Here is a 13149-nt window from a genome sequence, read left to right on the forward strand (position 1 = left end):
ATACCCTTACCCCTAATCTAGCCTGATCTCCCAGGAGACTGCCGGGGCTGTGAGGCGAGGATTCCCGAAGCAGTTGTTGGTTGGAACAGTGCCTGTCAACTGCCGATGCTCCAGCCAATTGGCAGCGTTGGTTCTGTTTCTGGAGTCTGCACCATGGGCTTTGGTCGGGTCTCCTGGTTCAGAATCTCAATCACCTGGTTGTAAATCGTATCAGCCTGTTCGGGTGAATTGGCGATGCTGGTCAAACCTACTTTGCCAAACTCTGATAAACAACCCATCAGATGAAAGACGGTCCCCATCTCACTTCCCGTCTCAAAATGGAGATGGTGGCGGGCGATAATATCCATCAAATCGTCGGGTAATAATCCCTGATAGGAGGATTCACACAAATTATCGGAGGCCACATAGTACTTCGGCAATCCTTGCTGACCAAAGAACAGGCCACTATGCATGTCATAAAAGCCGTTAGTTAGCAGTTTCAGGGTCATAAAGGGGTGGGTCGTGCCTCCTTTCCTCAGGTTGATTTCAATGGCTTGGACATCCCAATGGATACTGCCATCTGCCAAAAGGCGCTTAGAAACGACAAAATCTACTCCATATCGCTCTAGTACCCCTTTCTTAGCCAGATTCTGGCCGACTTTGAGGCCCAGCTGCTGAAGCTGGAGGCGATATTCTTCTGATGCTGGAAACCGACAACCTAAATAAATTTGTTGATTAGGCCCCCCTAAAATCTGATCATGGGTTGAGAGTATTTCGACCTCGCCATTGGGGGTAATTTGGCCCTGAACACTGGGAGAGGTCTTATACTCCCCTTCGATAAACGCTTCGACGATCGCACCGAGTTCAGGGATGCGATCGCAAAAATGAGACCAAGTCTCGGTAGGAGATTCAAAGGTGAGGTGGGGGATGCGATCGCAAATCACGTTTCGTCTTTTTTCGAGGGTATCAATATCCCCTACATTCCTTAGATCCAGCAGCGCATTTCCTTCTCCAGAGAAGCCTTCATTGAGCTTAATGACCATCCGTTGAAGCTGGGGCTGACGCTGCCAGAGGGCAACTGCTGCCTCTATTAGGGTTTCCGTATCCCACACCAACAGACTGCCATCGGGATGAGGAATACCACATTCTGCAAAGACCTGCCGACTCCCACTCTTCGTTCCTAAATGCAGGAGCGTTGGATCAGCGGCCAATAAAGGAATATTGAGTTTGACCGAAATTTCCCGTTCCAGATCGGTTGAGTTAAAGCAGATCATGTAGGAGCAGCCCGGCCGCATTGAATGGCGAATCCGCTCCATTAACCGGGGCCGTTCTAAAATTTTCTGACTCAGGGGCTTGAGAGACTGATCATAAATAGGCAGCAGCAACAGGCGATCGCGGGCATGGGAAAAGGGAATCCCCGGTAAAAGCTGTAGATAATAATCAATCACAATCGGTGGCAGCGGCTGTGAGGTTACATAAATTAAACGTGTTTTCGGATCACGGAGCCGGATCAGGGAAAACAACAGCCGTTCTTCATAGTGCAAAAAACCATCAATCTTTTGCAGTTCCTGCTGATCCACGCTAAACGAGGGGATCACTAAAATATCGGAATGTCCCGTATCTACCGTTTCAATCTCTTGCCAGCGATCACACAACTGAGCTTGAAGCCGTTTAAAGGCCTGTTCAACAGCCGCTAGATCTTGCATCCTACATGCCTTTGCATTCACTACCTGACATCTTAGCTGCCTAACCGACTTAGAAAGTGACTGGCATCAGCTTATGACGGTGACACTGGCTTCGATATACATTTCATCCAACCATTTGTCTTCTGCCCCTATCCGTATATCCCCGGAAATCATGAAGAATCATAAATCCCGCCTATTGTCAGGAAATCAGTAGTTTCTCAGTGGTTGTTCTCGGTCTAGATCGGACAGATTATATATATACTCTGCGAAAAGAAATCGATACCTTAAAGTTACGAAGTGAAGCGTTTTCTCCTGCGGGTTTGTATTTACCTAGAACCAACCCCTAAAGACCGTGTCTAACCATCCTGATCAAACCATGCCTCCGTCCTTGAGCTATATGTTGTCTCAATTGTCCTACATGGAACAAGTGCGACTGATCATGACCCATCCATTTTTTACAGGTCAGTGTCCAGAGTGCAAAACAAACATTCACATCACTGAGCGGGCGATTGGCAATTGCCACTGCCCAGTTTGTAATTGGACTGATCGCCGCGATAGCTAAGGGCAAAGATCAGTCAACTGCAGCAAAAACTGCTGCCTACAACACATGAAAAATGAACGGGTAGTTGTAGGGTTCATCTGGGTCTTGAAAACAATGGCGAATCGCCAAAATCGGCATCACCCACTGTCCGATAAACAATAAGAATAGGAGCGGCCACCCCAGGAGCACCCAACATAAAATGCCGAATACGATGCCATAGAACCAAACATTGACATGAAAGTTGATGGATTCTCTAGCATTTTCTTTAATCACTGGATCATCCGATACGAGCAAGATGACCAACGGAATGCCGATGGATAACACCAAGGCACTCAGAAAAATCGAACCATGACTCAAAGATGACAGGAGTTTGCGTTTATCTGGATCATAGATATTGGCAACCATGAACTAGCCTCTTTTCAAGCAACGGTGTTCAAGCCCTGTGGGTCTCAAACTGATTAGATCTTACTCAATCTTTCCAGGAAAGCGAACCCCAGAAACCCGATCCGAGCTATCTTTCCTTTCCCGTTCTTCTCCAATTTAAATGATCAAAAAAACTCCAGTTCATTGAGAACTGGAGTGCTTCAGAGAGTTAAATTTTCAAGAATGAGGCTCGTCAAAGAATGGTGGCTTAGTAGGTTTCTACATGCCAACGATGAGCTTTTTTCATTTCCCGTTGATAGTCGCTCCAGTTAACGCCATCTTTGCTGGCAACGGCGCTTAGGGCTTCATCAATGCCTTTTTCCATCCCTTTCAAACCACAAATATAGGTGTGGGTGTTTTCCTGCTGGATCATCTGCCAGAGTTCTTCCGCATGCTCCGCAACCCGGTGTTGGATATACATCCGTCCACCTTCAGGATTCTTCTGTTCGCGACTAATGGCTTTCGTTAAGCGGAAGTTGTCGGGATAGCGACGCTGTAGGTCTTCTAAATCCTTGTTGTACAGGATATTGGGGGTAGTAGCTACGCCGAAAATTAACCAGGTCTTACCGTTAAACTTGGGCTTATCGCTGGGCTTGACCCATCCCAATAACTTGGGTAGCCAGAAGGGATTGGCATTGGCATCTTCATTCTCTTTGAACAAGTGCCAGAGGAAAGAGCGGAAAGGAGCAATTCCAGTCCCGGTCCCCAGCATAATGATGTTGGCGTTGGGATCATCAGGTAAGAGCATTTCTTTACCCACAGGCCCTGTGATTTTGACATCATCTCCAGGCTTGAGGTTACACAGGAAGCTAGAGCAAACGCCATAGACCGTTTTACCCGTGTCTGGATCGGGATACTCTAATTGACGGACACAGAGAGAGACGGTTTTATCATCTAGATAATCACCACGGTGGGCTGACGCAATGGAGTAAAGACGAATCTTATGGGGTTTGCCTTTATCATCCGTGCCGTCTGCAATGATGCCAATACTCTGGCCTTCGACATATTTCAAATCACCAGCAGAAATATCGAAAATCAAATGGCGACAGGTACCGATACCGCCAGGCCCCACCAGCTCTTCATTGGAGATACACTTGCCCACAAAGGGTTTATTGGGACGGTAGATATTAATCGGAACATCCGACTTTTTCTTGGCTTTTTTCGCTGCAGGTGCAGCAGATTTGGTGGGAGCTGCCGCCGCTGCCGCTAAAAGCTTAGCCTTCTCAGCTTTTTTAGCAGTTGGTGTAGCGATAGCTGCCGGTTTCGCTCCAGTGGTGCCGGAAGCTTCAAATTCGCATTTGATACCACAGGTCAAATTGCTAGGGGATACCCAACAGGAAAAGTTGCAGGACAAACCTTCCATTTCCGGCATCTCTTGATCACTGAGGGTAAATTCAACCACCCTTGCATTTGAAACACCATACTTTTTCAGAGTCTGATTAAATTCAGCCAATATAGCCATTAACTTGGGTTCAACCTCTCCGGCTAACCCTTTCATGCTTTCATAATCCATTCTTAATGCTCACTCATCATTCAACTGGGGTATTGGCTGCTTTTGCGATAAACCAATGCACCACTTTGGTGACGCCATCACCTAAAATAAATCTTAAGCGGTGCATGTATATCGTACACCGCAAAAGCTTCAAAACCTTGTATTGAAAGGCAGTAGTTGCGCAAAAGCGTAACATTTCTTTTGCTGCTCTGAAATCGTCTTACCGCAGCTTGCTCATGGCTAGTTAGCCTTGCGCTCGCCATATTTACTTAGGCTTTTAGCACTTTCTTTCCGGCTAAGCCTCCAATATCTTGGCTCACAAGTTGTTGGACCTCAACCGTCACGCTCTTTGCAACTAAAGGGAGAATCTATTGATGGGGCCACGGTCTCCTTCCTTGTTGAAATGCTAGATTGAACGTTGCTGAAACTGATGATTATACGCTCAGTTCATTTCAACTGTTGTGGGGAAATCAATGCATAAATTTCATGGCGTCATCCGAAAAAATGTATCCCGGATTGCGGTCGTTATCCTATTGACTTTGGTCAGCGCTTGCGGTGATAAACCAACCCGCCCTTCTCCTGCCCCATCCCCCCAGTCTTCTCAAGCTCCTCAGCCCCAACAAACCTTTCTCTGGCAAGTCAAATCACCCCAGAATACGGTTTATCTCCTAGGGTCCATTCATTTGCTCAAAAAATCAGACTATCCGTTGGCAAAACAAATCAATGATGCCTATGAGGATGCCGAAAAATTGGTCTTTGAAGTCGATATGGGGGAACTCGAATCGAGTAAAACTCAATCCCTCGTCTTGGAGAAAGCGACGGCCCAAGACGGCAAAACTCTTAAGGATCGACTAACGCCAGAAACCTATCAGTTGGCAAAAACCACCGCATCAGAAATTGGTTTACCCATTGAGGCCTTTTCTGGTTTCAAGCCTTGGTTCTTTTCCCTCACCTTGATCACCTTAAAACTACAGCGCTTAGAGTTCAATCCTGAACATGGTGTGGATCAGTATTTTTTCAAGAAAGCGACCAAAGATGGCAAAGAGACCCTGGCATTAGAAACCATTGAGGATCAATTCAATCTGTTTGACAGTTTTTCCCAAGGCGATCAAGAGCAATATATTCGCCAAACAATTGATGAATTAGACACCTTAGAAACATCATTTCAGGAGATGGTATCAGCCTGGAAATCCGGCGATGATCAAACTTTAAAGAATTTATTGCTGAAAAGTTTTAAAGACTATCCCGAGTTGGAAGACCAAATATTTGGGGCTCGCAATCGCAAATGGATGACCACCATTGAACCCCTTTTGCAAAAAGAGGATGACTATCTGATTGTGGTGGGTGCGGGCCATTTAGTTGGCAAGGATAGCGTTTTAGAACTTTTACAAGCTAAAGGCCATACGCTAAAGCGCCTCTAACAACAGCGCTAAAATAACGGGTTTTTAAAAGCCCATGCCATCCATATTCTTGATACATTGGACTAGGAAAGCTAAACAGGTTTTCCCAAATACGATGGGCATTTGAGGTGCAGTGTGACCCTAACGGTGGCAGATATTGATATCACTCGTTATATCGATCACACCCTTCTCGATCCCTTGGCATCAGAGGATGAGATCGCAACCCTCTGCGACCAAGCAATCCGATTTGAATTTCCGGCGGTTTGTATTTACCCCACCCATATCAAAACTGCCGTTAACCGTCTCCACCAATATTCCCCCAAAGTTTGTACTGTAATCGGCTTCCCCAGTGGGGCCACCACGTCTGCCGTCAAACTCTATGAAGCTCAAGATGCTGTCGATCAAGGGGCAACAGAGCTAGATGTGGTGATTAATATCGGCTGGTTGAAGGCAGGAAAAGTCGATGCCGTTCACCAAGAACTCGCCAATATCTGTGCAACCACAGGCCAAACCGTTAAAGCAATTTTAGAAACGACCCTCCTCACAGATGCCGAAAAACGGTTAGGGGCAGAAGTGAGCCTGGATGCAGGGGTCGCCTTTCTCAAAACAAGTACGGGATGGCACGGCGGAGCCACCCCTGCTGATATAAAATTATTATCAAAGGTCGCACGCGATCGTGTGGGCGTTAAAGCCTCGGGTGGGATTCGGACCCTCGAGCAGGCCTTAGCACTTATCGCGGCAGGAGCCAACCGCTTGGGAACCTCCCGAGGGGTTGATCTTGTACGGATGGCTACAGCTGAGATTGAATCGCCTGAGCCATCAGGCCCTGGATAGTTCCGTTCTCGAAATATCCACCTCAAGATGTTTGGATCAAGGCAAGCGGGTGTCCACGCTATCCTGCTTCCCCCAACTCGGTTTTCTCGATCCAGGTAGACCCCAATGAGTCGAACCTACAAAGCGACAGGAATTAATCTCAAAAGTATGCCCTTCGGAGAGGCCGATCGCCTGCTGACGATCTTGACCCGCGAGCAGGGGCTGGTCAGAGCTGTTGCCCCTGGATGCCGGAAGCCAAAGTCCAAGTTAGGCGGCCGTAGTGCTCTGTTTGTGGTGAATGACTTGATGCTAGTACAGGGTCGGTCCCTGGATAAAATTGCCCAGGCCGAAACCTTAGAATCCTATCCCGGTTTAAGTCAAAATTTAGCTAAGTTGACTACCAGTCAATACCTTGCAGAGCTGACCCTTTATCAAGCCCTAAGCGGCCAACCCCAGACAGAGCTGTGGGATTTATTTTGTCAACAGCTTACTCAACTTCAAAACGCGACCCTGGCCCAAGTCCCTTGTTGTTTAATCCACGGCACCTTGAAATTATTGGCCGGGGCGGGCATTGCTCCCCAGGTTCATGCCTGCTGCGTCACCCACCAGCCTTTGGACCCGCCCACCAGCAACCCGACCTGGCGTGTGGGTTTCAGTGCGGGGGCAGGTGGTACTGTGACCCTCACAGGTCCCCCTCGACCACGCACCGCGATTCAGCAGGCAGCAGAACAAGCAATTGCCTATCCCCTGGGGGCAGATTATCGGGTGCAAGGCAAATTATCTGCCCAGGAACTCGCATTACTGCAAGATCTCAACCCTGCGGAGATTCAGCCTGCTTCCCCCTTACCATTGCCGTTAATCGCAACCTATCCGTTGGTGATCTGGCAAGGGGTGGAGTCTGCTCTACGTCACTATGCCGAAGCCTATTTTGATCGCCCGATTCGATCCGCTGCCCTGATTGACACCTGTTTTACCCCCCTGCCCGACCTCACTTCCGTGCCTTCATGACCCAAGTACATGATCCCAAACGCAATCTGACCTCCTCTCCCCGTTCGACGGGTAAACCCAGTTCATCCAATACTGCGGGTCCATCTTCATCCGCAAAATCTCCAGTCACCTCGGCAGCGCCTCCGTCTGAACCTGCCGTGGCTCCAGTCCTTGAAGAACCGGTAGAACAAGGCTATTGGCCTGTCCTCCGCAATCAGAATTTTATGCTGATGTGGTTGGGGCAAGTCTTCTCCCAAATGGCCGACAAGGTGTATTTGGTGCTGATTATTGCCCTAATCACCAGTCAATTTAAGGCTCCAGATCAATCTGTCAGCGTCTGGGTGTCATCGATCATGATTGCCTTCACTATTCCGGCGGTGCTATTTGGCTCAATTGCCGGGGTCTATGTGGATCGGTGGTCCAAGAAGTGGGTTTTAGTCCTCACCAATGGCCTTCGTGGGGCCTTGGTACTGAGCCTTCCACCTTTGTTGTGGCTCTGTGGTCAACAACCCGGCTGGTTTCAGATTCCGTTAGGATTTTGGGTGTTACTCGGGGTGACGTTCCTCGTTTCGACCCTCACTCAGTTCTTTGCCCCTGCTGAGCAGTCTACGATTCCCTTAATTGTAGAGAAGCCTCACCTGTTAAGCGCCAACTCCCTTTATACCCTGACCATGCTGCTGGCGCTGATTGGCGGGTTTGCGGCGGGAGAACCGCTCCTGGAGATTGTCGGGGGCTATTTCTCCCAGCTAGGGTGGGATGCAGGACGGGAGTTGGTTGTTGGAGGCAGCTATGCGATCGCAGGTCTGCTACTGCTTTTTCTGAGAACGGGAGAAACCGCAGCCAATCGCTCCACGGGCGATAGCCATGTCTGGGCAGATATCAAAGAAGGTCTGCAATATCTTAACGAGCATCGACGGGTGCGCACGGCCCTCATTCAGCTGGTTATTTTATTCTCTGTATTTGCTGCCCTCGCCGTTTTAGTGGTGCGGTTAGCCGAGGTCCTGCCGGGAATTAAAACCTCCCAGTTTGGGTTTTTGCTGGCGACTGGCGGGATTGGCATGGCGATTAGCGCTACCATCCTGGGCTCCATTGGTCAGAACCTACCCCGACATCGCCTCAGTTTTTACGGGTCTATGGGTATGGCGGTCATGTTAGGTGGCTTAGCCTTTAGTACGCAATCCCTCTGGATTTCTTTAGGGCTCATGGTAGGCTTAGGGGCCGCCGCTGCTTTGATTGGCGTTCCCATGCAAACGACCATTCAAGAGAAAACCCCAGAAGAGATGCGGGGTAAGGTTTTTGGCCTGCAAAACAATGCCAGCAATATCGCCTTAAGTCTGCCCCTAGCCCTGGCTGGATTGGCGGAAACCTTCTTCGGATTACAGACGGTTTTACTAGGGCTTGCTGGGATTGTTGTGATCGGGGGGCTCTTATCCTGGTATATTGCCGATACCAGCTCATCTGTATCAGATGATGCAAACCCCTCACGACTGTCGTCTCCCTAGTCCATATGCACATCGCTTGGATTGGCAAAAAATCCCCGCCCTGTGGCAATGTCACCTACAGCCGCGAAATTACGAATGCCCTGCTAGATCGTGGCTATCAGGTCAGCTTTCTGCATTTTGCCCAAGATGCTTTTGATGAAGAAATCGGTAAGCCGTTGCCCATTCACGAGCCACCGGTTCCTCAGGAATGCCAAGAAGTTCCGCTCCCCTTCCTGTACAAATCCCAGGTCTATACGATACCGACCCTGAAATCAAGCAAGGTCTTAGCCGAGTCTTTGCGGAATCTGAAGCCTGATCTGGTCCATGCGTCTCTCACCCTCTCGCCCTTGGATTTTGTCCTGCCGGAAATTTGTCAGGAATTACAGGTCCCCCTCGTGGCGACCTTCCACCCGCCCTTTAGCCATAAACATCGCAATTTATCCTCTGGTACCCAACACTTCATGTACCAGCTTTATGCCCCTTCCCTGGCGAATTATGACGCGGTGATCATCTTTTCCCAGGCCCAGCGGGACTTGCTGATGCGCTTAGGGGTGCCTGAAGCCAAAATTGTGATTATCCCCAACGGAGTGGATACCGACAAGTATTCTCCAGGTCCTTCAACCTTCAAAGCAGAACTCCAGACCGAACGCATTTTCGTCTATCAAGGTCGAATTGCCATCGAGAAAAACGTCGAGTCCTTGCTGAAAGCTTGGAAGCAGGTTCAGAGGCAGATGCCCTTCCACTCCAAGCTGGTGATGGTGGGGGATGGTCCACTGCTCAATGCCCATATGACCAATTACGGCCCTGAACAAAACGTGCTGTGGTTAGGGGCGATTTATGATGAGCATCGCCGGATTGAAATCTTGCGCGGGGCAGACGTTTTTATCCTGCCATCGTTTGTCGAAGGTTTATCCCTCTCCCTCCTGGAAGCCATGTCCTGCGGTGTGGCTTGCTTAGCCACCGATGCCGGGGCCGATGGCGAAGTGCTGGCGGGTGGTGCGGGCATTGTCCTCAATCCTCAACGGACCAGAGGCGAACTCCGGACCTTATTACCCGTTCTCGCGGAGCACCCTGAGATGGTGAAACTCTTGGGCCAAAAAGGTCGCCAGCGCGTGCTGGAACGATATTGCCTAGATCGAAACCTGGATCAATTGGAAAAGTTCTACGCTCAGATATTCCAGCAAACCAAGGTCGAAGTTTACCGCTAATCGGACGGGGCTAGAAAACAGGGTCTGGGGAACGTTCTGCAATCACGGCCTCCGGTAAAACCAGCATGGCGTCACCGAAGGAATAGAAGCGGTATTGTTGTGCGATCGCATCCTCATACAAGGCTAATAACCGCTCCCGTCCCACTAGCGCACTCACCAACATCAGCAAGCTCGATTTCGGCAAATGAAAGTTGGTGATCAAACCATCCACCACCCGCCATTGGTAACTGGGATAGATAAATAAATTGGTACGCCCCTGCCAAGGAACCAGCGGGCCATTCTGACAAGCGCCCTCCAGAGCCCTCGTTACAGTCGTTCCCACCGCAATAACGCGCCCCCCACTGGCCTTAGTTGTCCGAATAGCGTCTACCGTTGCTGCCGGCAAATCTACCCATTCCGAGTGCATATGGTGTTGCAAAATATCATCTGTTTCCACAGGCCGAAACGTCCCAATCCCCACATGAAGCGTCAGATGCGCCTGATTAATACCTTCAGATTGGAGACGGGCGAGTAACTCAGGGGTAAAATGCAACCCAGCCGTAGGGGCAGCAACGGCCCCGGGATGTTGAGCATAAACCGTTTGGTATTGTTCAGGCTGGGCAGTAGACTCTTGAATATAGGGAGGTAAGGGGACTTCACCCAGTTGTTCCAGAAGATCCTCAAACGGCTCTTCAACCAGAGACTCAAACTGAATAATTCGCCCCCTTGTGTCTGCATCAGTAGCCAGAATCTCTGCCCGCAATAAGGGACGTTCTGGGGGGCCAAACTCTATCTGGGCCCCCGGCTTTAACCGCCGTCCTGGTCGGACTAGAGCAAGCCAAGTATTCGGCTGTCGAGGTTCCAGCAAAAAGACCTCAACTGGCTGGGCCAGCTCAGAATTCAATTTGCGACCCAGGAGACGGGCTGGAATAACCCGGGTATCATTAAAAACCAGCAAATCGCCAGGCTGCAGTAGCGCGACTAAATCCTGGAAGATTTTATGCTGATGCGCTTGTTGTTGAACTACCAATAGCCGAGATCGGTCTCTAGGCACCAAAGGAGTTTGCGCAATGAAGGTCTCTGGCAGCAGATAATCATAGGCCTGGAGGGTTTGATCTAACTCGGGAGTGGGGCCCAGCATGCTTTCTTTGTTACTGACGGTGAATTGATTGCCCTGACTGCAATGATCAACCAGGTTGGGTATAACCCCCTATTAATTATGGGGATTCTGCTCTACCCATAAGCAGAGCTGATCGTGACAATAAGTATAGGCAGGTATCCCTGCTCACCGCAAAAACGCTGGGGTTAGTGCCGAGGCAGGCACAATTATGGATTACCTATATTATCTAGGAACAGCAAGTTTAGTTTTACGCGTTGTTCAGCATCTTCGCCGATCAACGGAATTACCCGTCGAGTTTATGACCGTTGTTCACCAACTTAACGGTTGGGTGTTGCGCATCAAAACGGCACCGGGCTGGACACAACAAGATTTAGACAATTTCCGTGCCTTTCTGGGCGAACTGGGCATCCCTTACCAAGTAGATACCCGGGTCAGCACCGTACTTCAAGCATTGGAAGCCGGCCAATCTCCGGTCGAAGTGATGAGCCAATACCAAGTTGCAGTTATTGCCCATGGCACGCCTGACATGACTGAAATTGAGGCATTCCGCCAGCAGTTTATTCAAGGTTTAGGTTATTGTCCAGAGACTCTGGCCTAACAGTGTTACAGACTTAATAGACCTCTTGCATAATTCAGCTACTGATATGGTAGAGGATTCAAAATTTAAGTCAGATCGCGGCATTCATTGAGTTAGTAGCACACCATGAAATGAATATTGCAAGAGGTCTAATCTTCCAAGCTCTATCGCTAAAATTATAGGGAATTAGCTTAGATAGGCTTTCCTTAGATAATTTGTGGCGCAAAGCTCAAAGTAAGGCCCTCTGAAAGGGCCTTCATGGTGCATCCTAGGCAGGGGGCAATGCTACACAAGCATTTTGGCAGTCAAACGGCTCACCTCCCCCCTAGAGATGTCCTCAATTAATGTGCATAGATTTAGATAATTGTTATCGTTTTGAGATAGCCATGGGCAATAATGCTCGCCTACGGGGCCTAACCATTGCCTCAGGATATCGGTATTAGTCATCATAATGGTTGTGTCGGTTCCCGAATAAGCTCTGTAATCGCGGCTGACATAAAAAATGGGCCACATTAAGCGCTCTAGGATGAGCCATTTTGGACCTGTGAACCGCTTCAACATCTTCCGACCAAAAGTTATCGTTTAAGTCGGCAAACAACCTGCCCAGTATTTTGTCCGAAAGTTGCATACACTTAATATTAAGCAAAGCTTAAATGCCATCGTTTAAGCCTCTTAAAAGACACTGTATTAACATTTCATGAATAAGAAGCTCAGCAAAATTAGTCTATTTGGGTTAGCTGTTGGCATCTTGGCCGTTTCTATCTGGCTGATCAGAAAGCTAGATGAAGAACCCCTAAAATCCCAAATTGAACTTTACGTTGAGCAACTGGGACCTTGGGCACCTTTGGGAATCTTTGTCCTTCGCTTGATCAGCGTTGTTATTCCTATCATCCCAGGTGTACCTCAGGCCTTACTTGCAGGGAAAATATTGGATTACCCCATTGCGTTAGGAACAATTGTTATTTCTGACCTTTGTTCCTGTAGCATCGCGTTTTATCTCGCCAGACGATTTGGTCGAAACCTGGTCGAAAAACTAGTGGGTAAAAAGTTCATGGGCAGAGTGGATGAGTTGAGTGCCAAACACTTAGAGAAAAACTTTTTCTTGTTAGCCGGTGCATTGATGACTGGAGCATTTGATTTTGTAAGCTACAGTGTGGGGCTAACAACCACCAAATGGAAAATGTTTTTGCCAGGATTACTCATCGCTTCCCTTGTCCGAGGCGGACCGATTGTTGCCATAGGCGCAACTTTGTTTGATAAAGGAACTGGATATTTATATGCAGGCCTCTCGATCCTCGGTGCTTTTTGTGTGGCGATCTTAGCAGGGTGGCTCCAACAAAGAGGAGCTACTTCAGCGACTAAAAAATAAAAGTGCTGCCTCATGGGACTCAGGTCTTTACAAAACGGATGCCTGATAATCCGTCAGATCTATTGAAAGCTGATATTTCATGTGCTTGCTATCCC

Annotated in this window: 12 protein-coding genes; 8 read left to right on the plus strand and 4 right to left on the minus strand. The window is 48.8% G+C overall.

Annotated features, from left to right (window positions below):
* Positions 1-95 precede the first annotated feature (95 nt).
* Positions 96-1685: a peptide ligase PGM1-related protein gene (locus AM1_RS20980; RefSeq protein WP_012164904.1), complete on the minus strand. Its 1590-nt coding sequence runs from the start codon at positions 1683-1685 to the stop codon at positions 96-98.
* Positions 1686-2016: 331 nt separating this feature from the next.
* On the opposite strand from AM1_RS20980, the gene AM1_RS41125 reads away from it, so the two are divergent.
* Positions 2017-2226: a hypothetical protein gene (locus AM1_RS41125; protein ID WP_148215788.1), complete on the plus strand. Its 210-nt coding sequence runs from the start codon at positions 2017-2019 to the stop codon at positions 2224-2226.
* 36 nt (positions 2227-2262) lie between these two features.
* Here the strand turns inward: AM1_RS41125 and AM1_RS20985 are convergent, their stop codons facing one another.
* Positions 2263-2610: a DUF4870 domain-containing protein gene (locus tag AM1_RS20985; protein ID WP_012164906.1), complete on the minus strand. Its 348-nt coding sequence runs from the start codon at positions 2608-2610 to the stop codon at positions 2263-2265.
* Positions 2611-2836: 226 nt separating this feature from the next.
* Complete coding sequence (locus AM1_RS20990; RefSeq protein WP_041660086.1) at positions 2837-4141, minus strand: ferredoxin reductase domain-containing protein; 1305 nt, start codon at positions 4139-4141, stop codon at positions 2837-2839.
* Positions 4142-4593: 452 nt separating this feature from the next.
* On the opposite strand from AM1_RS20990, the gene AM1_RS20995 reads away from it, so the two are divergent.
* The 5 genes from AM1_RS20995 (at position 4594) to AM1_RS21015 (ending at position 10009) form a co-directional block, all read left to right on the plus strand.
* Positions 4594-5541 carry a TraB/GumN family protein gene (locus tag AM1_RS20995; RefSeq protein ID WP_012164909.1) on the plus strand — a complete coding sequence of 316 codons (948 nt, stop codon included), beginning with the start codon at positions 4594-4596 and terminating at the stop codon, positions 5539-5541.
* A gap of 114 nt (positions 5542-5655) precedes the next feature.
* Entirely contained in the window at positions 5656-6354 is a 699-nt protein-coding gene (gene deoC / locus AM1_RS21000) for a deoxyribose-phosphate aldolase (RefSeq protein WP_041660087.1), read from the plus strand.
* 105 nt (positions 6355-6459) lie between these two features.
* Positions 6460-7341: a DNA repair protein RecO gene (gene recO / locus AM1_RS21005; RefSeq protein WP_012164911.1), complete on the plus strand. Its 882-nt coding sequence runs from the start codon at positions 6460-6462 to the stop codon at positions 7339-7341.
* Entirely contained in the window at positions 7338-8822 is a 1485-nt protein-coding gene (locus AM1_RS21010; RefSeq protein ID WP_012164912.1) for an MFS transporter, read from the plus strand. Before recO ends, AM1_RS21010 begins: the two co-directional genes overlap by 4 nt.
* A 5-nt stretch (positions 8823-8827) precedes the next feature.
* Positions 8828-10009: a glycosyltransferase family 4 protein gene (locus AM1_RS21015; protein ID WP_012164913.1), complete on the plus strand. Its 1182-nt coding sequence runs from the start codon at positions 8828-8830 to the stop codon at positions 10007-10009.
* 10 nt (positions 10010-10019) lie between these two features.
* Here the strand turns inward: AM1_RS21015 and queA are convergent, their stop codons facing one another.
* Positions 10020-11129, minus strand: coding sequence for a tRNA preQ1(34) S-adenosylmethionine ribosyltransferase-isomerase QueA (queA, locus tag AM1_RS21020; protein ID WP_012164914.1), 1110 nt, complete (start codon positions 11127-11129; stop codon positions 10020-10022).
* A gap of 187 nt (positions 11130-11316) precedes the next feature.
* Between queA and AM1_RS21025 the strand changes: the two genes are divergently transcribed.
* Together AM1_RS21025 and AM1_RS21030 are read left to right on the plus strand one after the other, a co-directional pair.
* Entirely contained in the window at positions 11317-11706 is a 390-nt protein-coding gene (locus tag AM1_RS21025; protein ID WP_012164915.1) for a DUF732 domain-containing protein, read from the plus strand.
* Between the two features lie 676 nt (positions 11707-12382).
* Complete coding sequence (locus tag AM1_RS21030) at positions 12383-13054, plus strand: TVP38/TMEM64 family protein (RefSeq protein WP_012164916.1); 672 nt, start codon at positions 12383-12385, stop codon at positions 13052-13054.
* Positions 13055-13149: the final 95 nt, after the last annotated feature.

It is taken from the genome of Acaryochloris marina MBIC11017, from assembly GCF_000018105.1.
GTDB classification, from domain to species: Bacteria; Cyanobacteriota; Cyanobacteriia; order Thermosynechococcales; family Thermosynechococcaceae; genus Acaryochloris; species Acaryochloris marina.